Annotated in this window: 26 protein-coding genes; 14 read left to right on the top strand and 12 right to left on the bottom strand. The window is 33.4% G+C overall.

The features are described from left to right. Position 1 precedes the first annotated feature (1 nt). A complete protein-coding gene (locus ABJM36_RS00805) occupies positions 2-2,461 on the top strand; it encodes a carboxypeptidase-like regulatory domain-containing protein (protein WP_348448181.1) in 2,460 nt (819 codons plus the stop codon). Here ABJM36_RS00805 and ABJM36_RS00800 read toward each other — a convergent pair whose 3' ends face one another. Then, complete coding sequence (locus ABJM36_RS00800; RefSeq protein WP_348448179.1) at positions 2,462-3,607, bottom strand: cysteine desulfurase family protein; 1,146 nt, start codon at positions 3,605-3,607, stop codon at positions 2,462-2,464. A 265-nt stretch (positions 3,608-3,872) separates the two neighbouring features. Here ABJM36_RS00800 and ABJM36_RS00795 point away from each other — a divergent pair, with 265 nt between their 5' ends. Next, positions 3,873-4,790, top strand: a complete 918-nt coding sequence (locus ABJM36_RS00795) for a hypothetical protein (protein ID WP_348448177.1) — start codon at positions 3,873-3,875, stop codon at positions 4,788-4,790. Here ABJM36_RS00795 and ABJM36_RS00790 read toward each other — a convergent pair whose 3' ends face one another. Together ABJM36_RS00790 and ABJM36_RS00785 are read right to left on the bottom strand one after the other, a co-directional pair. Continuing rightward, a complete protein-coding gene (locus tag ABJM36_RS00790; RefSeq protein ID WP_348448175.1) occupies positions 4,791-5,351 on the bottom strand; it encodes a Smr/MutS family protein in 561 nt (186 codons plus the stop codon). 2 nt (positions 5,352-5,353) lie between these two features. Further along, a complete protein-coding gene (locus ABJM36_RS00785) occupies positions 5,354-5,545 on the bottom strand; it encodes an LPXTG cell wall anchor domain-containing protein (protein ID WP_348448173.1) in 192 nt (63 codons plus the stop codon). Positions 5,546-5,722: 177 nt separating this feature from the next. Here ABJM36_RS00785 and ABJM36_RS00780 point away from each other — a divergent pair, with 177 nt between their 5' ends. The 3 genes from ABJM36_RS00780 (at position 5,723) to ABJM36_RS00770 (ending at position 8,275) form a co-directional block, all read left to right on the top strand. Beyond that, positions 5,723-7,600: a T9SS type A sorting domain-containing protein gene (locus ABJM36_RS00780; RefSeq protein ID WP_348448171.1), complete on the top strand. Its 1,878-nt coding sequence runs from the start codon at positions 5,723-5,725 to the stop codon at positions 7,598-7,600. A gap of 63 nt (positions 7,601-7,663) precedes the next feature. After that, positions 7,664-7,939 (top strand): DUF2752 domain-containing protein, encoded by a 276-nt coding sequence (locus tag ABJM36_RS00775; protein WP_348448169.1) that lies wholly within the window; start codon positions 7,664-7,666, stop codon positions 7,937-7,939. A gap of 9 nt (positions 7,940-7,948) precedes the next feature. Continuing rightward, positions 7,949-8,275 carry a CCC motif membrane protein gene (locus tag ABJM36_RS00770; RefSeq protein WP_348448167.1) on the top strand — a complete coding sequence of 109 codons (327 nt, stop codon included), beginning with the start codon at positions 7,949-7,951 and terminating at the stop codon, positions 8,273-8,275. A 77-nt stretch (positions 8,276-8,352) separates the two neighbouring features. On the opposite strand, the gene ABJM36_RS00765 is transcribed toward ABJM36_RS00770, so the two are convergent. The 3 genes from ABJM36_RS00765 to ABJM36_RS00755 all read right to left on the bottom strand — a co-directional run bounded on the left by ABJM36_RS00765 (position 8,353) and on the right by ABJM36_RS00755 (position 10,973). Next, on the bottom strand, positions 8,353-8,811 hold the full coding sequence (locus ABJM36_RS00765; RefSeq protein ID WP_348448165.1) for a DUF5362 family protein: 459 nt from the start codon (positions 8,809-8,811) through the stop codon (positions 8,353-8,355). A 9-nt stretch (positions 8,812-8,820) separates the two neighbouring features. Beyond that, complete coding sequence (gene rocD / locus ABJM36_RS00760) at positions 8,821-10,101, bottom strand: ornithine--oxo-acid transaminase (protein WP_348448163.1); 1,281 nt, start codon at positions 10,099-10,101, stop codon at positions 8,821-8,823. A gap of 485 nt (positions 10,102-10,586) precedes the next feature. After that, on the bottom strand, positions 10,587-10,973 hold the full coding sequence (locus tag ABJM36_RS00755) for a DUF6768 family protein (RefSeq protein ID WP_348448161.1): 387 nt from the start codon (positions 10,971-10,973) through the stop codon (positions 10,587-10,589). A gap of 374 nt (positions 10,974-11,347) precedes the next feature. Between ABJM36_RS00755 and rlmD the strand changes: the two genes are divergently transcribed. From rlmD to ABJM36_RS00740, 3 genes are read left to right on the top strand one after another with little or no spacing between them, the layout of a single operon-like run. After that, a complete protein-coding gene (gene rlmD / locus ABJM36_RS00750) occupies positions 11,348-12,763 on the top strand; it encodes a 23S rRNA (uracil(1939)-C(5))-methyltransferase RlmD (protein WP_348448159.1) in 1,416 nt (471 codons plus the stop codon). A gap of 6 nt (positions 12,764-12,769) precedes the next feature. Then, a complete protein-coding gene (locus ABJM36_RS00745; protein ID WP_348448157.1) occupies positions 12,770-13,306 on the top strand; it encodes a DUF6452 family protein in 537 nt (178 codons plus the stop codon). Positions 13,307-13,334: 28 nt separating this feature from the next. Then, on the top strand, positions 13,335-14,069 hold the full coding sequence (locus ABJM36_RS00740; protein ID WP_348448155.1) for a DUF6048 family protein: 735 nt from the start codon (positions 13,335-13,337) through the stop codon (positions 14,067-14,069). Positions 14,070-14,073: 4 nt separating this feature from the next. Here the strand turns inward: ABJM36_RS00740 and ABJM36_RS00735 are convergent, their stop codons facing one another. Further along, positions 14,074-14,547 carry an OsmC family protein gene (locus ABJM36_RS00735; protein WP_348448153.1) on the bottom strand — a complete coding sequence of 158 codons (474 nt, stop codon included), beginning with the start codon at positions 14,545-14,547 and terminating at the stop codon, positions 14,074-14,076. A gap of 31 nt (positions 14,548-14,578) precedes the next feature. Beyond that, positions 14,579-14,890, bottom strand: a complete 312-nt coding sequence (locus ABJM36_RS00730; protein ID WP_348448151.1) for a helix-turn-helix domain-containing protein — start codon at positions 14,888-14,890, stop codon at positions 14,579-14,581. A 122-nt stretch (positions 14,891-15,012) separates the two neighbouring features. On the opposite strand from ABJM36_RS00730, the gene ABJM36_RS00725 reads away from it, so the two are divergent. Both ABJM36_RS00725 and ABJM36_RS00720 read left to right on the top strand, forming a co-directional pair. Further along, on the top strand, positions 15,013-15,525 hold the full coding sequence (locus ABJM36_RS00725; protein ID WP_348448146.1) for a VOC family protein: 513 nt from the start codon (positions 15,013-15,015) through the stop codon (positions 15,523-15,525). Between the two features lie 189 nt (positions 15,526-15,714). Continuing rightward, a complete protein-coding gene (locus ABJM36_RS00720) occupies positions 15,715-16,968 on the top strand; it encodes a DUF6161 domain-containing protein (RefSeq protein WP_348448144.1) in 1,254 nt (417 codons plus the stop codon). Between the two features lie 129 nt (positions 16,969-17,097). Here the strand turns inward: ABJM36_RS00720 and ABJM36_RS00715 are convergent, their stop codons facing one another. Further along, positions 17,098-18,261, bottom strand: a complete 1,164-nt coding sequence (locus tag ABJM36_RS00715; RefSeq protein WP_348448142.1) for a THUMP domain-containing protein — start codon at positions 18,259-18,261, stop codon at positions 17,098-17,100. A gap of 184 nt (positions 18,262-18,445) precedes the next feature. On the opposite strand from ABJM36_RS00715, the gene ABJM36_RS00710 reads away from it, so the two are divergent. The 3 genes from ABJM36_RS00710 (at position 18,446) to ABJM36_RS00700 (ending at position 20,475) form a co-directional block, all read left to right on the top strand. After that, the gene (locus ABJM36_RS00710; RefSeq protein WP_348448140.1) at positions 18,446-19,177 is read left to right on the top strand and encodes a methyltransferase domain-containing protein; all 732 of its coding nucleotides are present in this window, start codon (positions 18,446-18,448) and stop codon (positions 19,175-19,177) included. A gap of 84 nt (positions 19,178-19,261) precedes the next feature. Next, entirely contained in the window at positions 19,262-19,936 is a 675-nt protein-coding gene (locus tag ABJM36_RS00705) for a ZIP family metal transporter (protein WP_348448138.1), read from the top strand. Positions 19,937-20,046: 110 nt separating this feature from the next. Beyond that, positions 20,047-20,475 (top strand): DUF4268 domain-containing protein, encoded by a 429-nt coding sequence (locus ABJM36_RS00700; RefSeq protein ID WP_348448136.1) that lies wholly within the window; start codon positions 20,047-20,049, stop codon positions 20,473-20,475. Positions 20,476-20,572: 97 nt separating this feature from the next. Here the strand turns inward: ABJM36_RS00700 and ABJM36_RS00695 are convergent, their stop codons facing one another. From ABJM36_RS00695 to ABJM36_RS00685, 3 genes are read right to left on the bottom strand one after another with little or no spacing between them, the layout of a single operon-like run. Then, entirely contained in the window at positions 20,573-21,079 is a 507-nt protein-coding gene (locus tag ABJM36_RS00695) for a GNAT family N-acetyltransferase (RefSeq protein WP_348448134.1), read from the bottom strand. Then, entirely contained in the window at positions 21,069-21,695 is a 627-nt protein-coding gene (locus ABJM36_RS00690; protein ID WP_348448132.1) for a hemolysin III family protein, read from the bottom strand. The genes ABJM36_RS00695 and ABJM36_RS00690 overlap by 11 nt, the downstream gene beginning before the upstream one ends. Then, the gene (locus tag ABJM36_RS00685) at positions 21,696-22,373 is read right to left on the bottom strand and encodes a DUF4294 domain-containing protein (RefSeq protein ID WP_348448130.1); all 678 of its coding nucleotides are present in this window, start codon (positions 22,371-22,373) and stop codon (positions 21,696-21,698) included. A gap of 177 nt (positions 22,374-22,550) precedes the next feature. Between ABJM36_RS00685 and ABJM36_RS00680 the strand changes: the two genes are divergently transcribed. Beyond that, a complete protein-coding gene (locus ABJM36_RS00680; RefSeq protein WP_348448128.1) occupies positions 22,551-23,639 on the top strand; it encodes a polysaccharide lyase family 7 protein in 1,089 nt (362 codons plus the stop codon). Positions 23,640-23,965: the final 326 nt, after the last annotated feature.

Below are 23,965 nucleotides of genomic sequence, written 5' to 3'. Positions count from 1 at the left end.
ATTGAAGGCTAAACAACTACTAACCACTATCCTATTTTTTCTAACCTTAGCGTTTAGTTTTGCCCAAAACGCAACGCTTAGAGGTGTTATTTTAGATGAAAAAAATCAGCCCATTGAAAACGTAAATATAAAAACAGAAACTTCTGGCGCACAAACAAATGCCAATGGTTTTTATACTTTAACAATTCCTGCTGGTATAGATATAGCGGTAGCCTTTACCCATATTTCTCACAAAAAAATAGTAAGCACTTTCAATTTAAAAAATGGTGAAAACTTAGAGTTTAATCCCGTAATGAGTACAACTATTGAACAAATAGCAACGGTTATTGTAAATAGTAATAGACGCAAAGAAGTGGAAGGCATAATAACCTTAAAACCAGATGCTATTAGAAAAATTCCTGGAGCTAATGCTGGTGTAGAAAACTTACTACTTACCTTACCAGGAGTTAGTAATAACAATGAACTTAGCACACAATATTCCGTTCGTGGTGGAAATTATGATGAAAATTTAGTTTACGTTAACGGTATTGAAGTGTATCGCCCGTTTTTAGTCCGTTCAGGACAACAAGAAGGTCTTAGTTTTGTAAACACAAATTTGGTGCAAAACGTCGATTTTTCTGCTGGTGGTTTTCAAGCTAAGTATGGTGATAAATTATCATCGGTTTTAGATATTACCTATAAAACCCCGTATGACTTTGAAATTAATGCCGATTTAAGTTTACTTGGTGGAGGTCTTTCAGTTGAAAATATTAGTAAAAATTCAAAATTAACGAGTATCGTTGGTGTTCGTTACCGCGATAACAGTTTACTTGTTAACGCTAAAGAAACCGAAACCAATTTTAAACCCACTTTTGCTGATGCACAAGGATATTTTACTTATAAATTTTCAAATAAATTTCATTTAAGTTTTTTAGGTAGTGCTTCCATAAATAAATATGATTTTGAACCACAAACGCGTCAAACTAACTTCGGAACCTTAAGCGAACCTGTGGCCTTATTAGTATTTTATGATGGGCAAGAAAAAGACAGGTACCAAACACTTTTTGGCGCATTTAAAGGATCTTATTTTGTAAATAACGATTTAACATTACAATTAATAGCCTCCACATACCATACAACAGAAGAAGAATATTTCGACATTTTAGCGCAATATAGCCTAGGAGAAGTAAATAGCAATATTGGAGATGAAAATTTAGGTGAAGTTGAATTTAGCCAAGGTATTGGTAGCCAATTAAACCACGGAAGAAATGACTTAGATGCATTAATAACCACTATTGAGCATAAAGGGGATTTTAATGTGAACGATAACCGTTTTGAATGGTCTGTAAAATTTACTAATGAAGACATTAGAGACCGATTGGTAGAATGGGAAACTATTGACTCTGCTGGATTTTCATTAAGACCTCCAAAAGCAACTACTAACGAGCAGCCTTACGAGCCCTTTACTGGTCCGTTAGTACCTTTTCAAAATGTTAGGGCAACAAACAACACACAAATAAACCGTTTGCAAGCCTACGGGCAATGGAGTAAACGTAGCACTTTAGGAAGTAGTGATGTTTGGTATAATGCAGGTGTTCGTGCCCATAATTGGTCTGTAAGTGGAGATGGTATTTCAGCATCAAATCAAATTGTTTTTAGTCCACGTGCTCAATTTGCCATAAAACCATCTTGGAAAAAAGATATGCTTTTTAGAGTCGCAGGAGGTTTATACTACCAACCACCTTTTTATCGAGAACTTCGTGATGCTAGTGGCGTTGTACAACCAGATGTAAAGGCACAAAAATCATTTCATTTGGTTTTAGGAAACGATTATAGCTTTAAAATGTGGGATCGCCCTTTTAAATTAACCTCTGAGGTCTATTATAAACATTTAACCGATGTTAATGCTTATACCCTAGAAAATGTTCGAATTCGTTATGCCGCAAACAATAACGCCAAAGCTTATGCCTATGGTTTAGATTTACGTTTAAATGGGGAGTTTGTTCCAGGTACAGAATCATGGCTTAGTTTTGGGTATTTAAAAACCGAAGAAAATATTGATGATAGAGGCTATATTGCGCGACCAACAGACCAGCGACTAAAATTCGCTGCTCTTTTTCAAGATTATGTACCTAATATGCCAAATTTAAAAATGTACCTTAATATGGTATTTAATACTGGCCTACCTGGTGGTTCACCTAGTTATGCAGATCCTTATTTATATCAAAGCAGATTACCGTCATATAAACGTGCAGATTTTGGACTTCAATATGTTTTAGTTGATACTAATAAACGTTTTGATCAAGGATGGAAAAAATCATTTAAAGCCTTATCTTTTGGTTTCGAAATATTCAATCTTTTTGATGTACAAAACTCTATAACAAACACTTGGGTGAGAGATATTAGTAGTAAATCTCAATTTGCAATTCCCAATTATTTAACACCAAGAGTTTTTAATGTCAGAACGACTATGAAATTTTAACTAGTCTATAAAAGCATTTAAAACTTCAACAACATAATCGATTTCTTCTTTTGTATTAAAAACACTAAAAGAAAAACGAATAGAAGGTTTTTCTAAATCCTCATCACTTAAAATTTCCGATAATACATGCGATTTTTGCGAACTTCCACTTTGGCAGGCACTTCCTTTAGAGCAAGCAATACCTTTTAAGTCTAATTGAAACAGCAACATTGCTGCCTTTTTAGGACCAATTGGCAAACACACATTTACTAAAGTATAGGTACTTTTATCAAAATCATTAGAACTCCCATTAAAACTCACATTAGGAATAGTCTCCTTTAACTTCTCAATAAAATAGCTTTTTAATTCTTTAATATATTGTGTTTCTTTTTCTAAATTATCGTTGGCCATTAGCAATGCCTTTTCCATGCCAACAATATTATGCACACTTTCGGTTCCTGCTCGAAGCCCTCGCTCTTGCTCGCCTCCAACAATCAATGGTTTTAATAACCCTGAGTTTTTTCTAATAAAGGCGAAACCAACGCCCTTCGGCCCATGAAATTTATGTGCGGCAGCAGCCATAAAATCAACCTGAAGCTCCTGTAAATCGATGTTATAATGACCAATAGATTGAACAGTATCCGAATGAAATAAAGCATTATTCATTTTACATAAATCGGCTACTTGCTTAATATCTAAAACAGTTCCAATTTCGTTATTAATATGCATTAAGCTCACTAAGGTTTTAACATCTTTTTGCAACAATCGTTCTAGATGATTATAATCGATTTGGCCATTTGGTTGTATGTTCAGATAGCTAATAGTTATATCATTTTCCGCTTGTAATTTTTCAACGGTATGCAAAACGGCATGATGTTCAATTTTAGTGGTTATAATATGGGTTACCCCCAAATCTTTAACCGCACTATTTAAAACTAAATTATCGGCTTCGGTACCGCCAGAAGTGAATATAATTTCTCCCGCCGAAACATTTAAACTCTGAGCAATTGCTTTTCTTGATTTTTCAACTAATGCTTTTGATGCCCTACCAAAACTGTGGGAAGATGATGGGTTTCCAAAATTAGTTTTCATAACTTCCGAAATTACATGAATTACCTCTTCACGCAATGGTGTAGTTGCTGCATTATCAAAATAAACTGACTTCATTAAACTGTAAATTAAAATTCAAAAATACTTGAAATAAAACGATTAGCAATCATAACTTTTAAAGTTTAGGTTTTAAGGTTTTTAAAGCAAATAATTTTTTCTTTAAAAACCAATCTAAAGACTAATCTAATCTTTTTATTTTTAGACATTTAAGATAAAACACCAAAATCCTAACAACAAAATTTAGATATTGCTTTGAACTTTATTTCGGATTGCTACGTTATAAATATCAATTCTATTATTTTTGCCTAAAAACCTAGATACCATGCGTAAGTTATTTTTTGTTTTAATCGCCTCAAGCTTAATAGCCCTAAATGGTTGTGATGATGGAGATATAATAACAGTCGAATTAGATTTTGAAGATAGTTTTGAAGTCTGTGAAGGTGGCGACGATTTGGTTTTTTATAAAACTAAAGACGACCCTTCGGAATCTTTATCATTAAAATTAACTAATGTTAGTATTGATGACATACTAGCTGTTGATGAAACTGGTGTATTTGAAAAAACATATACTATTAGTACTACAAACCCTTTTAATTACAGGACTTACAGCAACGCTTCGCTACCAAGCGATTTGTTTTGTGAAGTGATACCTAGCTCAGAAGTAAAAATAACTCAGGACATTGAAAGTACAAGTGGAAGCGCCTATTTAAAAACGGTGTTAACAGAAGATGACGATGATGGAATACCTGCTGAATTAGAAGACTTAAATGGTAATGGCGACTATGAGGATGATGACACCGATGGCGATGGTATCCCAAACTATATTGATGCCGATGATGATGGCGATAATATTTTAACTAAAAACGAAGCCCCAGACCCAAATGGCGATGAAGATTTAAGTGATGCACAAGACACCGACGACGATGGAACTCCAGATTATTTAGATCCTGATGATGATGGCGATGGCGTTAACACAAGAGATGAAGAAAATGATAGTCAAGATCAAAATCCAGCCAACGATTTCACAACGAGTGAAATAGCCGATTACTTAAATGCTGAAATAAAAACTTCGGTTCCTGCCACTGCTTACAGAGAGCATACCATCGATCAAACCTACTTGGTAACCTTACAAATATCTAATTTTGATTTAGAGTTAATCTCTTTAGATGTTTTTGATTTTGGCGCCTTAGACGATAGTAACACAACGGATTCTAGAACAGTAACACCAGATTTCCCTTAATTACTTAACCACATTTTGGTAAATATAAACCTCGGTAGCTCCTAAACCATATTTTTGGTAATTGGCATCATAATACTTTACGTTGCTATATCGGCCAAATAAATATTCGAGCTCCATTTTTAAAACGCCTTCACCCACACCGTGTATAAAAACAACCTTTTGCATGCGGTTTTTAATAGCAAATTCCAGTTTATGTTTTGCTGTATCCAACTGTAGAGTAAGCATATCGTGATTAGACATACCGCGATATGATTTTACCAACTGATGGATATGTAAATCTACTTCCATAGTGGGTTGAAACCTATCCTTAGCTTTTATTTTAGGTTGATTTTTTCTTTTAGCCGTTTCTTTTTCTGAAACTACTGCCTCTATATTAGAATTTAAAAATATCTGATTGTCTATAGACTCCTGCTTATCTTGTTTAACCAATTCATGAGCTTCAAAATCTAGTAAAAAACCATCTTCAGTTTCAATAGAAATAGTATTTCCTTTGATACCCGTTATTACACCAGATAAATCTTCATCTAAAACCAAAACATAATCACCCAATTTAAATGCCATGACTAATTATTTTCATCGTTATTGTCTTGTTCTTCATTACTCCTACTAGGTATATTTCTAGACACTCTATACACGCCAATCATAAGTAAAACAATGCCACCAATTAAAATATATTGATTTTGACTGGTTCCTGTTTTAGCATACATAGCAACAAAAGCACCAATAATTATTAAAATGTAATTTATATATTTCATGCCTTTTAAGTTTTATAATTTAACCCACAATATTACATTAAAAAAAACATTTCACCACAGACATTACAGGTTATAAACACCTTAATTTAAATTAATCGTACTAAAAACCAACATGGTTGGCTTTGTAAAATGATAAAAAACATATATTTGTTGTAAAAAGTTTACCTCCAAAAACTAATGTTTAAAAAATTATTTTTATTCTTATTTTTCTGCAGTTCTACCTTTGCACAAGATTTATATGTTGATGATAACACCGCCATTTTTGCTAAAGATGTAGTGGTATTTGTTACCGACGATATTAAATTAGAAACTGCAAATTCAAACTTGTATTTTAGAGGAAACGCTCAACTGGTTCAAGATACAAATAACCCCAACTCAGGTTTAGGGAAGCTTTCTATTTATCAAAACCAAACAACCGGTGTATATGAATACAATTATTTTTGTTCGCCAGTTGGAGTATCAGATACCTCTATAAACAACAATGTAAATTTTAATGGAAGTAATATTCATGATCCAGCCGATGAAACAGTTCTAGAAAATGTAACTTCAACACCTTATGCATTTACAACAGCTTACGAAGCCACGGCAACTGAGTTGTCTAAGGTCTGGCTTTACACATTACGTGATGGTGAAGGATACTGGAGTTGGAAACAAATTCTTGACACAGGAAATGCAGAAACGGGTTATGGTTTTACTTTAAAAGGAAGCCCTAATCCAAATAATGTTTTAGATTTTAGAGGTAGACCAAACAATGGTACAATTACTGTAAGTTGTGATTTTGATGGTAATGACGACCAAGCTTCTGGAGCACCTGGTACTGTTGTAACTTTAACAGGAAACCCTTATCCCTCGGCATTAGATTTAAAATTATTTTTTGTAAACTCTCCTACCAACCGAGCAAATTTAACTAATCAAATATTTTTTTGGGAGCAAGAAATTACAAATACACATTACTTAGCCGATTATGAAGGTGGATATGGCACATATACACCTGGTGATTTAAGCGACCTTGCAGATAACGGGACTTATGTAAAAGCTACTTTTAAAACTTACAATGTTAACGATGGTAGTGATAACACAACAACTAAAATAAGCACAATAGATTATGGATCAAATAACGCTAGACGCTATGCAGCGGTTGGTCAAGGATTTTTAATACAAAGTGACCCAACTTCTGGTGGTGGAAATGTAACTTTTGATAATTCTATGCGTATATATTTCCCTGAAGATTCTAATACTTCAGGAAACGGTGCTGTATTTTATAAAAATTCAATTAAAAAAAACAAAAGTAGTTCTCAGGTCATTCCGATATCGCACAATGGTGTAGATTATAAATCTATTTTTGAAAACCCCACTATAATTCCAGAAATTAAGTTGCACTCATTTATAAACAATACATTTTATAAAGAAAACATTATAGCTTTTAGAGCAGGCACACCAAATAACAATGTTTTTAATAAATTTTTTGATGGCGAAAATATAAACACTTTGGCTGACGATGCTTATCTAATTTCAAGTGAAAAAGAATTAGTTATTAAATCCATCAATTACAACGAAAACACAAGGTTAGCTTTAGGTTTAAAAGCTTCACAAAACAATACCATTTTCAACATAACTATACACGAATTAAAAGATGTTCCTGAGGATGTCACTATCTTTATCTATGATAATGAAACTAAAACCTATACCAATATTGTAAAAGACACTTTTAATGTAAACTTAAACAAAGGCGTTTACAACCATCGTTTTGAAGTGACATTCACAAAGACTAATACGGTTTTAAGCACTTCAAAACAGAGACTTAACGAATTTAAGGTATCCCAAAATAATAACATTTCAAAACTAAGTGTACTAAACCCAACCAGTTTAAACATGCATTCTTTCAGCCTATATGACGTATCTGGAAAACAAGTTATACACCACATTATTTCATCAAACATATCAGAAATCAGCTATTCTACAAAAGGACTTAGCAATGGTGTTTATGTTGTTAAAATTGACTTATTAGGAAATCAGATAATAAGCAAAAGAATTGTGGTTAATAACAGAAATTAAATAAGCCTACGCGTTTTCTTGAATCGCTTTTTTAGTAATTTAGCCTTATTATATCTATAATTTATGGAAGAGTACATGTTACCATGTTTAAATAAAAAACTTTTAGGAGTAGACTGTATGGGTTGTGGTATGCAACGTGCAATAGCACTAATATTTAGAGGTGAATTTGTTGAGGCTTTCCACATGTACCCTGCAATTTATAGTTTAATTACTTTGTTTTTAATCATAGGAATAAATATTTTCTTTAAATTTAAACATTCAAATAAAATAATTGGAACTCTAGCCATTTTAACTGTAGTAACAATTATAACGAGTTACCTTATAAAAATAATTAATTAAAATTAACACATGGAACAACAAAAACTAAATCCAACACTAGTTTACGTATTAGCAATCTTAGGTCTTTTATGCTGCTGTATGGGCGGTTTTGGATTTATATTAGCAGGTATCTCCTTTTTTATTGCAGCTGGCAAATTAAAAGAAGCAAAACTTAACCCTGAAAATTTTGACCCTGCAAGTGTAAAAGCAATGGATACCGCAAAAACAGTAGCTTTAGTAATATTAGTAATAAACATTCTATACCTTTTTTATACGGCTTATCAAATATCTACAATTGGTTGGGACGAAATGTTGAGACAATCGCAAGAGATGATGGATCAATACCAAAACCAATAATTAAAAATAAAACTTAGCGAAAAAAGAAAAAGCGACCAATTGGTCGCTTTTCTTTTTTAACATTTAAAAAACACGTATTATAAAAATGCTGTACTAAAAAGGGCGCCAATAAATATTAACACATAAATTGAGATAATGGCTAACATAAAAATCCCCATAAATTTATAATGCGATTTTAAATTTGTGAAAGCAACTTTAAAATCATCGTTGTTAGTACTTTTTATTGCACTTTTCATTTTTCTTGAAAAATTAAATAAATTATACACTGGAAAAAAATAAACTAGCCCTAAAACTAAATAAATTAAACCAAAATACCCCATTGAAAACCCTAAGCTTTCATAAGGATTATTTTCTCCAAAGCCACCAGCACTACTCATTATAGCACTAAAAGACAACCCGAAAACTACCATAAAACCTATACCTATAAAACCTAGCATTGATAAAAAATATGTCCATGACGATGTTTCCTTTAATAGTCCTTTAATTTCGTCGCCTATTTCTAATTCAAAGCTTTCAAAAGCCGATTTTTGCTCCATAAATATTTATTAATTCTCAAATTGTTTTAATGTTTTCTTTATAATACTAACGCATTCTAATAGTTGGTCTTTAGTCATAACTAACGGTGGTGCAAAGCGAATAATATTACCATGAGTCGGTTTGGCAAGTAGGCCATTATCGCGAAGGGCTAAACATATATTCCAAGCCGTATCACTGTTTTCATCATCATTAATAAGAATGGCGTTGAGCAAGCCTTTACCTCGAACTAAATTAACAATGTTACTGGTTTTTATATAGTCATTTAATTCACTTCTAAATAAATTCCCAAGCTTATACGCGTTTTCTGCAAGATTCTCATCTCTAACAACCTCTAATGCCGCCATAGCTACTGCTGCAGCCACCGGATTCCCTCCAAAAGTACTACCATGGTTTCCTGGTTTAATAACGTCCATTACATTATTATTTGCCAAAACAGCAGATACAGGATACACACCACCACTAATGGCTTTTCCAAGAATTAAAACATCTGGTTTTACATCTGGTGTTTTATCACAATTTTTAGTTTCACAACTACAGTTACCACAAGTAGCTAACAAACGTCCTGTTCTGGCAATACCAGTTTGAACTTCATCAGCAATAAACAATACATTGTACTTTTCACAAAGTGCTTTTGCTTTTGTTAGGTAATCCTCGCTAGGAACATATACACCTGCTTCACCTTGTATAGGTTCTACTAGAAAACCAGCTACATTACTATTGGCTTTTAAAGTCGCCTCTAAAGCCTCAATATTATCATATTCAATTTTAATAAAACCGTTGGTATATGGACCAAAATTTTTACGTGCCACAGGATCGTTTGAAAACGAAATTATAGTCGTTGTACGTCCATGAAAATTATTTTCACAAACAATTATTTCAGCTTTATTTTCATCAATCCCTTTTACCTCGTACGCCCATTTTCTACAAAGTTTCAAAGCAGTTTCTACAGCCTCAGCCCCCGTATTCATTGGCAAAAGCTTGTCGAATCCGAAAAATTCGCAAGCAAATTTCTCATATTTACCAAGCATATCATTATGAAATGCTCTTGAAGTTAAAGCTAAAGTTTGCGCTTGTTGCACCATAGCATTCACTATTTTTGGATGAGAATGCCCTTGGTTTACTGCTGAATATGCCGATAAAAAATCGTAATATTTCTTGCCTTCTACATCCCATACATACACACCTTCTCCCTTACTTAAAACTACAGGTAACGGATGGTAATTGTGTGCACCATACTTGTTTTCTAAATCTATCGCTTGTTGCGAAGTTAATTGGTCTAAAATTGCCATTTTAAAAAAATTTAAACATTAAAAATATGCAATTCCTTCTGCACCTTTATCCTTTCGAAAAGTCTCGAAAATTCAGCGTGGGAGAGAAATCATCCCTAGGAGTAGCGAAATTAATTAAAAAAAAACAAAATATGTGACTTTTCAAATGCTTATGTGTCTTATAAGTATCTAGAAATAATTAAATCATTAGAAAAACACTTATTAAATTTAAAAATATATAAATACTTAACCTCTATTTAATGGCAAGCTGCTTAGTACCCCAACTTTAGCGGCTTTTCTTTTGCCCTTAGTTTACCTTATTTTGGGCGCCTGCTTGCCGACAGGCAGGTTACCATAATGGTCGGGCTTTTATTTATTTTAAATTTTTGAATTTATAGACATTAATGTTTCAATGCATGTCCTCCCACTTCCTCCGTTAGGCTGTGGGCTACCTATTTCAATCCAAAACATAAATAGCTTTTCACATAGGTATTAACTAGACAACTTTAATCAGCAATTCGTCCAGCTAATGAGGATACTTGTAATTCTAATCGTTTAATTTGTCTAATAATTGCATTTTTATCCATTTGCATCCAAGCAAATATTTTTAACATGCTTATCCCTAGTAAAAAAACTATACTTCCCAATCCAAATTTTAATAATTCCTTTGTAGTTTCAACAATAAAAAATTGCACGATACAGTAAATAAAAAACCCAAAGAATATTACCGTAACCACATTCATTAAAATTAAAAGCCATTTATTTTTTCCTTGAAATAAGCCAAAAATCATTTCAATAACATTCTGCTCATCCAAATCTTCATAGAATTTGGCTTCCTCTTCGGTTAATTTTTCTTTTATTAACGCATCAATATTTTCTTTATCACTTTTCATAAGTTCTAAGATTTTAAAATTTGTTTTAGTGTTTCTCTAGCCTGAAATAGTCTCAATTTAATAATTCCTCTAGAAACATTTAATACCCCACCAATCTCTCTTAACGCACATTTCTACTCATAAAATAGCCTACTAAGCACCTGTTTCCGTTTTGGATGTCTTTGAATTGCATTGAATAATAAAATTTCAATCAAAAAGCCTAAGTTATCCTTCCTTTAGTTCATAATTCTTTCTGGTGCGTTTACACTATTTATACTTCTCTAAAGGCCTTAAAAAACCAAATAGGTTCATTTTATTTTAAAAGAATTATTATTTCCTTTAAAGTTAATATAAATAAATCCGATTTTATAACGTGCTATTATTATTTTTGCAGCATGTCAAGAAGAAGTAAACAGAGAAAACAAGTTTTTGAAAGCGTAGAAGTTATTGATGCTGGCGCTAAAGGAAAAACAATAGCAAAAGCACCAGACGGAAAAGTAATTTTCCTTCCCAATGCCGTACCTGGCGATGTGGTAGATGTACAAACGTTTAAAAAACGCAAGGCCTATTACGAAGGTAAAGCCACGGTATTTCATAAACTTTCAGATAAAAGAACTGAACCAGAATGTTCTCATTTTGGAACTTGTGGTGGTTGTAAATGGCAAAATATGGCCTATGAGCATCAGTTATTTTATAAGCAAAAAGAAGTAACTAATAACTTAACGCGTATTGGACATATTGAGTTGCCAGCGATTACACCTATTTTAGGTTCGGCAGAGCAGTATTTTTACAGAAATAAAATGGAGTTTTCGTTTAGTGATAGCCGTTGGTTAACACTTGAGGAAATTCAATCTGATGAAGATTTAGGCGATAGAAACGCACTAGGTTTTCATATTCCGGGAATGTGGGATAAAATTTTAGATGTCAAAAAATGCCATTTACAAGCCGATCCTTCAAACGCCATTAGAAACGCGGTAAAAGCCTTTGCTATTGATAACGACTTAGAGTTCTTTAATACTAGAAACCAAACCGGATTATTAAGAACCATGATGATTAGAACATCTACCACTGGCGATGTTATGGTTATGATTCAGTTTTTTAAGGACGACAAAGCTAAACGCGAATTAATTCTAGACTTTTTAGCAGAAACCTTTCCGCAGATTACGTCTTTACAATATGTCATTAACGGAAAAGCTAACGATACCATTTACGATCAAGAGGTGATTTGCTACAAGGGTAACGATCATATTTTTGAAGAAATGGAAGGCTTAAGGTTTAAAATTAATGCTAAATCGTTCTACCAAACCAACTCTAACCAAGCTTTCGAGCTTTATAAAATAACAAGAGATTTTGCGGGGTTAACAGGAAACGAATTGGTTTACGATTTATATACTGGTACCGGAACCATTGCTCAATTTGTTGCTAAACAAGCCAGTAAAGTTGTTGGTGTAGAATCTGTACCCGACGCTATAACTGCTGCTAAAGAAAATGCACAATTAAATAACATAAATAACGTTGAATTCTTTGTTGGCGATATGAAACAGGTTTTTAACAGCCAGTTTATTGAAACCCACGGGCAGCCAGATGTTATTATTACAGATCCGCCAAGGGATGGTATGCATAAAGATGTTGTACAACAAATATTAAACATTGCTCCAAAGCGCGTCGTTTACGTAAGTTGTAATAGCGCTACGCAAGCTAGAGATTTAGCTTTAATGGACGCCCAATATAAGGTGATTAAAACCCAAGCTGTAGATATGTTTCCACAAACTTTTCACGTGGAAAATGTTGTACTTTTGGAAAGAAGATAAATTTCAATGAAAAAAATAAGCCTGCTTTTTATTATTCTAATTATAGTTGGAAATTATAGTTGCGAACGCGATGATATTTGTCCGGATGCTACACCTACAACTCCACGGTTAATCATTGATTTTTTAGATGCTGCTGATTCTGACATTCAAAAAAATGTGTTCGATTTAGTAGTTATTGGAGCCGATAATGATGAAATTTTGTCTGATTATTTTTTTACAGATACCGACAATGTTGTTTTACCCCTAAAAACAACCGATAATACCACTGAATATATACTTATTAATGATGCTTCGGTGAATGATAATGATACACCCGATGATGATACGGATGATTATGTTGACGGCAATCAAGATCGAATCATTATAAACTATAGCAGAGAGGAAGTATACGTATCGCGTGCCTGTGGATATAAAACTATTTTTAAAAACGTAACCCTTACCATAGTTGAGGATGACGATAACTGGATACTTTCTAGACAACCTTTAACCGATAATCAATCTGTAGAAGATGAAACAACAACACACTTTAATATTTCGCATTAGTACCCTAATATGCTTTTTGTTATTTTGTGTGTCTGGAAATTCACAAAACGATAGCATTGTTAGTACTGCAAACGATACCACTAAAATAAAGCTAAAATACGGACTGCGTTTAGGTGGAGACATAGGTAAATTAGCGCGTTCTTTTTTTGATGACGATTACAGTGGTTTTGAAATTATGGCCGATTATCGCTTAAAAGAAAAAATGTACCTAGCAGCCGAATTAGGTTTTGAAGAAAAAAACACCATAAACGATTATTTAGATATTACAACTTCCGGAAGCTATATTAAAGGCGGTGTTGATTTTAATATGTACGATAATTGGTTGGACATGGATAACATGATTTATACCGGTTTTCGTATTGGAGCAAGTACTTTTAGTCACGATTTAAATAGTTTTACTATTTATAGTATCGATCAATATTGGGCGCCGCAATACACCTCTGAAGAAAATCAAGAATATAATGGGTTAACCGCGTTTTGGGCAGAAATTATTTTAGGTATGAAAGCCGAATTGTTCAACAACTTTTACATAGGTTTAAATTTGCAATTAAAAGCTTTAGTTAGCGAAACGGTTCCTGATAATTTTGAAAACGTATTCATTCCAGGGTTCGGAAAAACCTATGATAGCGGTAGAATTGGCACCAGTTACAGTTACTTTTTAGCGTATAGAATTCCGTTGTTTAAAAAAGTTAAACAATCTAAACCTACGGAATTTACTAAGCCAGATAAAGACTCAAGACCACCACCAAGAAACAGACCATAATCCCCTATTTTATTATTATTTGGGCTTGATGCTCTACAGGAAAATTACAAGAGTTAGCAATAAAACATAAGCTATTGGCTTTGGCATGTAGCGTTTTGGCCAACTCCAATTGCGAAGCATGCCTTATAGTTACCACAGGTTTTAAGATTACTTTACTAAAATGTCCACTACCCGATGGCTCAACCTCCAAAATAGCCTCGGCAGTATCCGCATAACTTAAAACTTCTATATTGTTTTGTGCACACACATATAAATAAGACATCATGTGGCACGAGGCTAAAGCCGACAACAATAAATCTTCGGGGTTATAACGCGTATCGTCCCCTCGAAAGGGTTTGGCAGCCGATACTTCTAAAGTTGTGTTTTTATTAGCTATAGATACCTCGTGGTTTCTACTAAAACCTTTTGGGTTAGCTGTGGTTTCATTGTCGCCAAGATTCCAATGTACGGCGGCTTTAAATGAGTGTTTAAAAGACATAATTCCTTTTATTAATATTACAGCCCTTTACTTAGCGTTTACAATCTTCCATACCCCAAACATCTAAGCTCCTCAAAATTGCTTCTAACGATGCCCCTCTTTCGCTTAAACTATACTCCACTTTAGGTGGCACTACCGGAAATACTTTTCGGTTAATTAGTCCGTCTTTTTCTAACTGTCGTAAGGTTTGAGTAAACATTTTATTAGAAATGCCAGGTATTTTTTTTTGTAATATGCCCGATCGCAACCCACCTTCTAGTAAATGAAATAAAACTAGTGGTTTCCATTTTGTGCCTATTAAATTCATGGTATAATTTAATGGGCAATTAATTTCTTTTTTCAATATTTAATCATTTAATTAACTTAAAATCAACAATTAACTCTTTTAGTAACGTATATTACATTTAGGTAAGTTATTGCCTATTAAGCAAATATAGAATATTTTTGCAATCTAAATTATGTATTATGACAACAAATAAAGATTATCCTAAGTCCTTTTCGCATATTGGCTTAACCGTACCAAATATAAAAGAAGCTGTAAAATTCTATTCGGAAGTTATGGGTTGGTATGTTATTATGGAACCTTCAAAAATTAAAAAAGAAAAAGAAACCGCCATTGGCCAAATGTGTATTGATGTTTTTGGCGACGATTGGACCGAATTTGAAATTGCGCATTTAGCAACTTCCGATGGTATTGGCGTTGAATTATTTTCGTTTCCGCATGGCGTTAAAGAAGCGCCAGAATTTAATCCTTTTAACACAGGGCTTTTCCATTTTTGTATACAAGACCCAAATATTGAAGACCTAATAGAAAAAATAATAGCTTACGGTGGTAAACAACGTATGCCTATTAGAGAATATTACCCTGAAGACAAACCTTTTAAAATGTGCTATGTCGAAGACCCATTTGGGATTGTTTTTGAAATTTATACACATAGTTATGAGTTAACGTATTCTTCGGGAGCTTATGCGAAGTAGACATTAATTAGATTATTTTAGTTTTAAAAGTGTGGTTTATGCCACACTTTTTTTTTGTAAAGCGAACATAATGAGCTAAAAACGATTCTTTATTGTTAATAAGTACGCATAAGTACGTATTGATTATTTAGTGGGAAAATTCTAACTTGCATTTAATAAAGTTATCAAAACAAAAAAAACAGTAGCTGAATGACTACAACAGAAATAAGAAAGACAATTGCTGATTCCGAACATTCTGATTGGTTTAATTCAGTAAACTTACATATTCAATATCCGTATTCGGACTTCGACCAAACTTTAACTGGGTTTAGTAGTATTTTCAAATTTTTTGAACAACAAATTGATGGATGGGAAAAGTTTGGAGAAGATATTCCTAGTGAATTAAAGGATTCCAAAAAACAATTTATAGGATACAGAAAAAAACTAGAAAAATACATTAATATATATGCTAGTTCAAATTATGATGAAAGCCAATTAAAAAATTCTTGGAATTCGGAAAAAAATCAAATACAGAATAGTAAAACACTTTTTGTATACGACGCACCACAAACTGATTTTTTAATTAAAACTTATAGAGAAGTTCCTAAATATTACTCGGGAGCTTACAATTTTATTGCAGGAAATTACAATATTTCCAATAAAGATTCTATGATTGGAAATCTTTTGGCTTATGAATTCGAACTAAAAGATTATACAGAACTAACAAAACGAAGAAATAAGGAAAAATCATCAATTGGTCGTTTAAGAAATGATATAAGAAGCCAATTGTCTGAAAGCGAAATTCAATTATCAGAACATCTAAAATCTGCTAATGATGAATTCAAAATTTACATTGAAAAAATTGACCAATTAAAAACCGAAAAAGAAACAAATTTTCAAGAATGGTTTGGTAATTCTAAACAAGAATTTACTGAATTCGATAATGCTTCTAAAGAGAAAATTAATGATTTAGAACATACTTATGAGGAGTTATTAAGATTAAAAAAACCTGCAGAATATTGGAGTACAAGAGCCACGAAATTAAATAGAGAAGGCTGGAAAGCAATTTATTGGTTAGTTGGTTTAGTATCATTTGCCTGTGTAACATTGTACCTACTATTATGGCTAACACCTGAAGGCATGTTATTAAGTTTTATAGAAGGACAAACAAGTGCAATAAAATGGTCTATTATCTATGTTACGTTTATTTCATTTCTAGCCTTTGGCATAAGAGCATTAAATAAAGTTGCCTTTAGTTCTTTTCATCTCTCAAGAGATGCTGAGGAAAGAGAACAATTGACATACGTCTATCTATCATTAATTAAAGACTCAGCCGTTGACGATAAAGAAAAGTCCTTGATAATGCAATCTTTATTTAGTAGAGCAGAAACAGGTTTGTTAAAAGGCGATTCCGGCCCTGCAATGCCGAATGATATAAGCGCAAAAATATTTGGCAGTAATTAGAAAACAAGTCCTGTTATCACTATGCTCTAGCTTAATGGCCACAAGAAACGTCCCTACGCCACCTCTAATATCTACTACTAGCGCATTGGGCAAGCTAAAACATTAACAGATTCCTGCTTTCGCAGGAATTTAGTCTTTGTTCATGTATTTACCTTTCTTACTGCCTTCGTACATAACATACTTTACTAAACGCGATTCTAATTTCGCATTATAAAGCTGTATTTTTCTTGATGGACGTAAGCCTACATGTTTTAAAGCATCTAGGTTTGAGGTAATAAACCAAGCATCGGTGCCTGGGTAATTTTGTTTTAGGGTATCGCCAATGTTGGCATAAAACTCTTCCATATCGATATTTAAACGCTCGCCGTAAGGCGGGTTAAATACCATGTGTAGTTTGTTTTCGCCCGGTTTTTTCGTTTTAAAGAAATCTTCGTGGCGTACCTCGATAAAATCTTCTAACTGGGCATTTTTAATATTATCTATGGCTTTGGAAACGGCACTTGGTGCTTTATCATACCCTATTATTTTATGATGGAAATCTCGGGTTTTACCAAGTAAGGATTCTTCAATTTTTTCGAAAAGCTCCACATCCCAATCTGTCCAACGCTCAAAAGCAAATTCTTTTCGCATTAGGTTTGGCGGAATGTTACAGGCTATCATAGCCGCTTCCACTAACATGGTTCCGGAACCACACATAGGGTCCATAAAATCGGATTGACCATCCCAACCAGATAACATAATTAAACCGGCTGCCAATACTTCGTTAATTGGTGCAATGTTGGTTGCCGTTTTGTAACCACGTTTATGCAGAGAATCGCCCGATGAATCTAACGAAATAGTACAACGACGCCTGTCGATATGCACGTTAATTTTAACATCTGGAAACTTAAGATCTACGTTTGGGCGTTGGCCATCGGTATCTCTAAATTTATCAACTATGGCATCTTTTGTTTTTTGCGCTATATAAAGCGAGTGCGTAAACAAATCGGAATGAATAGTAGCATCGATAGCTAAAGACCCTGTAGGCTTTAGATATTGCGACCAATCCATAGCATAAATTTTATTATATAAATCTTGCTCGTTATTTACATTGAACGAATGAATGGGTTTTAAAATTTTAACTGCGGTACGTAAAGCAAGATTACACTTGTACATAAAGCCTTTATCGCCAGAAAAAGCAACGTTACGCACGCCCTTTTTTACATGCATGGCACCTAATTGTGTAAGCTCGTTAGCTAATAAATCTTCAAAGCCAAATAAGGTTTTGGCAACCATATTGAAATTTTCTCCCATTTTTTTCGTCTATTCTACTAATAATAGATTGCAAAAATAACGTAATTTTGCGGCAAACATAACGTTTATTGATAAATCCGGGTTAAGGATTGAAGTGGATAGCCCACAGCACCTTTTTTGGTGCGCGGACTTGTAACGAAAAGCCTGACCACGCTTTTGGGCGTGGTAACCCCTAAATAATACTATGACTAACAACACTACGACTTGGTTTTCTTCTTGGTTTGACACGCCATATTACCACATTTTATACAAGGAAAGGGACGATACAGAGGCGCAAGCTTTTATGGAGACTTTAACGGATTATTTAAATATTCCGGAGGGTGGCACTATACTTGATTTGGCTTGCGGCAAGGGCAGACATGCCTTATACCTTAATAAAATCGGGTATGATGTTACGGGAGTAGATTTAAGCGAAAACAGCATTAATTTTGCTAAACAGTTTGAAAACCACCGGCTTAAATTTGATGTACACAATATGTGTAAGCCTTACCATAAGCAGTTTGATGCGGTTTTTAATTTGTTTACTAGCTTTGGGTATTTTGAGGATGATGCCGATAATTTAAAAACTATAAAAGCCATTAAAGCTGAGTTAAACGAATTTGGTTTTGGGGTTATAGATTTTATGAATAGTGAGTTTGTTATTGATAATTTGGTGCCCGAAGAAATTAAAACGGTTGATGGTATAGATTTTCATTTAAAACGCTTTGTTGAAGATGGATATATTATAAAAGATATTACTTTTACGGCCAATGATAAATTGTATAATTTCCAGGAGCGCGTTCGTGGTTTTACATTAGCCGAATTCGAAGTGCTTTTTGAGCAGGCTGGCGTGTATTTATTGGAAGTTTTTGGGGACTATAAATTAAAAAAGTTTAGCGCTAAAACATCGGAACGGTTAGTAATGATTTTTAAGTAAGTGGGTCGATAATCGACACTAAATCACTTTTACTATTACACATTATTATAGATTGAATTTTAAATTGTATTGTATTTTCTTTGAATGAATAAGTTTCTTTTACCTTTATTGGCGGTAGTTTTAGGTTTTATTTTGGCTGTTATAACCAAAAAGCAAAAATCGTGGAATACCAAACTATTACTTTCCTTTAGTGGTGCTTTTTTATTGGCGTTAACACTTTTTGAATTACTTCCGGAGGTATACCATCATTTAGACACCAAACTTGCTGGACTTTTTATTATGTGCGGTATTATGCTGCAAATAGTTTTGGAATTATTCTCAAAAGGTGCCGAACATGGGCATGTACACATACATAAAAACGAAACCGTTTTCCCTTGGTTGTTATTTATTAGTTTGTGTATACACAGCTTTTTAGAAGGGTTTTCTATTCACGACCATAATGATATGGTGTATGGCGTTTTAGTACATAAAATACCTATTGCGACTTTAATTACCATGTTTTTATTGCAGTCTAACTATACGAAATTACATATTGGTGGCTTTTTAATAGCTTTTGCTTTTATGACCCCGTTAGGAACTTGGATTTCGCATAACTCAACATTTCTTGTCGATTATGCTCACATGATAAATGCTGTAGTTATTGGTATATTTTTCCATATTTCGACAACCATTTTGTTTGAAAGTGGCGAAGGACATAAGTTTAATTTCTCGAAGTTTATTTCGATTATATTAGGTGTTGCAGTGGCATACTTAATTTAGTTATTAGTTGGTGGCTATTTGTTTTTGGTTTATTAATACCAAATAACCAGTAACTAGCAAGCACAACTCAGTAATCAAAAACAATTAACTAGTATCAAGTACCCAATTAAATGTTTAGTAAAGAAGAATCAAGACGTTTACGAGAAGAATTTTGGACTAGCTTTGGAAAATCGTTTCCACGGAAATGGGTATTATATGATACCAAATTAAAAGGCTTTAGTTTTAAATTTCATTTTGATAATAGAACCGCTTTGGTAGCTCTAGACCTTGAGGACGACTTGGAACACCGCATTAAATATTGGGAAAAACTAGTGGCTTTAAAATCGATTCTGTTAGATGATTATCTTCCTGAAGCTATTTATGACGAGGAATATTTTTTAGAAAATAAAAAAGAAATTTCTAGAATTTATGTGCCTTTAGAGCAAAAAGTATCCATACATAACAAAAATTCTTGGCGCGATGTTATGGAATTCTTTAATACAAACATGAGTTTGTTTGAAGCCTTTTTTGAAGAATACAAGGAGGTTATTGAGGGGTAATATTCCGGCGCAGTCAGGAATTTGATAAATGTAAAACACGTATACAATACCTACTTAAAAAATTAAATTTAAGTTTTTTTGATGAGATTCCTATCTACTAAGGAATTTGTTTAACCATCTCATAATCGTCCATAACAAAACCGTTTCCAATATCTGCAACTAGGGAGCCTATATTTAAAAACCCTAATTTTTCATAGGCTTTTATCGAATTAGTATTATTAATATTAACAGTTAGCCGTATTTTATTAAGCTTGTACTGTTTAGCTTTATCCTCAACAAATGCCATGGCTACCTTACCTATTTTTTTTCCTCTATGGGTACTCAAAACATAAATCTTACTTAAAAACAAAGCATCCGTTTCCTTTTTAATAGCGATATAACCAACTGAAACGCCTTCAAAATGTATAATAAAATAAGCGAAACCTTTTTCGATTTGCTCTGAAATAGGTTTTACAGATTGAAATTTTTCTAGCATATAATCTATCTGTGGCTTTCCAACTATAGGAATATAATGCTCACGCCAAATAACATCTGCCAAGGTTTCAATTTGAAGGTAATCCTTTATGGATTTAGCCTCTACAATTTTAATTTTATCAAATAACATAACCAAAAATCATTAAAAAGTGAAAAACAGCACCCGCTAAAACAAATAAGTGCCAAATGACATGATTGTACGGTATTTTGTCAATAACATAAAAAACAATACCAACCGTATAAGACAGACCACCTGCAAATAACCAAAAAATGCCCGGTTCTCCAATTTGTGTGGCAAGGTTCGAAAAATCGAATACAATTAGCCAGCCCATTACTAAATATAGTAACGTTGAGAAAACCTCGAACCTTCCTGTAAAAAACAACTTTAAAATTACACCAAAAGCTGCAATACCCCAAACAACAAAAAAAAGAGTCCACCCTAAAGTTCTCTCTAAAGAAATTAAACAAACCGGTGTATAGGTTCCGGCAATTAAGAAGTAAATACTAATGTGATCTGCAATCCTAAAATAGTGTTTATACGACCCTTCTATTACAGTATGATAAAAGGTAGAGGCTAAAAATAGAATAATAATAGAAAGCCCATAAAGTATAACACTAAATAAACTCCAATCTGTTTTATTAGTATTGTTTGTTAAAAGCAAAACCAAGGCCACGATACCAAACAATGCCCCAAAGGCATGGGTAATACTGTTTAGTTTTTCTTCTAATGGCGATTGAACACGCATTTATTCCGGAGTTTTTTGATGCACCCATTTATTGGTTAAATCGTAAAAATCAAATTCGATTGCCGATTTTTGACGTTCCAAGCGTCCGTTTTGAAAATTTCGTTGTAAAATATCTTCAATTAAATAATCTTCTTTTTCGTTTTCCGGATCGTACTCACGTTTTAAAGAAATATCGAACATACTTGCCGTCGTATTATACCAAAAGGCACGCCAACCGTTTCGCAGCTCTTTAACAAGTTCGAACGCCGTTACACCGGTTTGCCTGTGAATGAGTTTAACCAAAATCTGTCCTTCGGTACGTGTCATTTTTTTTAATTCTTCAGAAAACTCACCTTCAATATACTTTTGAACCCGCTTGGTGTAGCGTTTTTTATCTCGGTTTTTAGTCAGCGTCATCATGCGCGCATTCATAGAATCTAAACGTTCGGCAGCCATTTTAGCATACGGATATACTTTTATGGTTTTGCGGCGCAAAATTAAATACCTAATCCTATCCTTTTTACTATTAAACTTAAGTTTATGAAGCAACATTACTTCATCTAAATCTATAGAGGTTCTTGGTACCGAGTCGCCACTAATAATTAGATACTTTTCAGATATGGAATCTCGCTTAGTTTCGTCAATTTGGGCGAAGAGTAAGACAGGGAAAAATATAAGTATGTATTTTAAGTCAATCATGCAATAAATAATGGGACATTTATTATGCCAAAAATACTCATTTTATCATAATTGAGACCCTAGAAAAATGAAATTATCTTGACACATAGCTATCCCATAAAAAAAAACAATAACTTTGTTTAAATCGACAACCTTCATTAAAACAACATTTTAACTTAACATAATATCCATAAAAAAATGAATAATAAATTTATCGCATCCTTATCGTCATGTTTAGTTTTTAGTGCTATCTTAATATTTAGCAGTTGCAACAATGGTGTTAAAAAAACAAAACCTGTGGACACAGAAAAAAGTGTTTACGCTAGCGAGGTTATTCCTTTTTTTAAGGATTGGAACTTAATTTTAGGTGATGGCTCTAATGTTGGTAAAGCTATAAATTTTGAGAATAACGATTTTTTCTATACTGAAAATGATGGCAATACGAACTGGGTTGTTTTTAAGGCGCCCAATGCAGGAGATACCCACGGCACATCAAACAATACAAGAACAGAATTAGCCCAGTTGAAGAAGTTCTACCCAGAGACAGCTAACGATAAATTAGAAGCTACGCTTAAAGTAATGAATGTTTCTGCTACTGGCGATGCCCGTGTAGCGGCTACACATGCAGTAGTAGTTGGGCAAATTCATAGTGCCGATAAACACGAAAATGAACCGCTAAAAATATTTTACAAAAAATACCCAGGACATACAAAAGGATCGGTATTTTGGCATTATGAGATTAATACAGCTGGGGATGATAACTCTGGAAGATGGGATTATTCATCGGCCGTTTGGGGAAACGATTTTTCTGTTGTTGGCACCGAGGCTAATACGTATCCCGAAGAACCAAAAGACGGTATTGCTTTGGGTGAAGAATTTAGTTATGAAATAGAAGTTGTAAATGGTATTATGACACTAAGGTTTTCTAGTAAAGGCCATAAAACTAAAACGTTTACAAAAAACTTATTAGAATCTGAATACACTACAACTGCCGACATTCCCGAACAGACTCAAAACTTATTTGTACCCCTTGGGCAAGATGGTGTAGAACGCCAAGAAGCATACACAGGCGAAGGTTTATTTTTTAAATTAGGCTGTTACAACCAAACCAATGGAAAATCGCCCGAAATAAACAAAAACTGGTGTTCTGGAGCCGAAACTCATGGTGGCGACATTAAAAAACAATATGCCGATGGTAATTACGCCGAGGTATGGTTTAAGACAGCAAGTTTAAGAATAAGCGATGCCTCGGTATCCAACCAAGAGTATTTTGAAAAAAATGATTAATTGAAGGGTGCCATAATGCAGTAAAATAGCATTGAGAGCTAATAAAAATTCGAATTATAAATACGAGTAATATCAAACAAAAAAGCTGTTAATGAATTTTAGGTTTCGCATAACACGTGCGTTAACTTTTTTGAAAGCCCCACTCCAAACACAAAACAACTTTAAATTTAAAACTGAAGCTAACAAACACTGGCGTTAGGGATTGCAAAGAACATTTAGGTTCATGAATAAAAGCCCGACCTTTTTCAGGTAACCTGTCTTCCGGCAGGTAGGCGTCCAAAAACTTTAGATTAAAAAACAATTATAGATAATATATTATTATTTTA

This window comes from Algibacter sp. (assembly GCF_039977455.1).
GTDB lineage: Bacteria > Bacteroidota > Bacteroidia > Flavobacteriales > Flavobacteriaceae > Algibacter_B.
The sequence above is the reverse complement of the archived record's forward strand: the minus strand, read 5'-3'. Positions and strand labels throughout refer to the sequence as shown.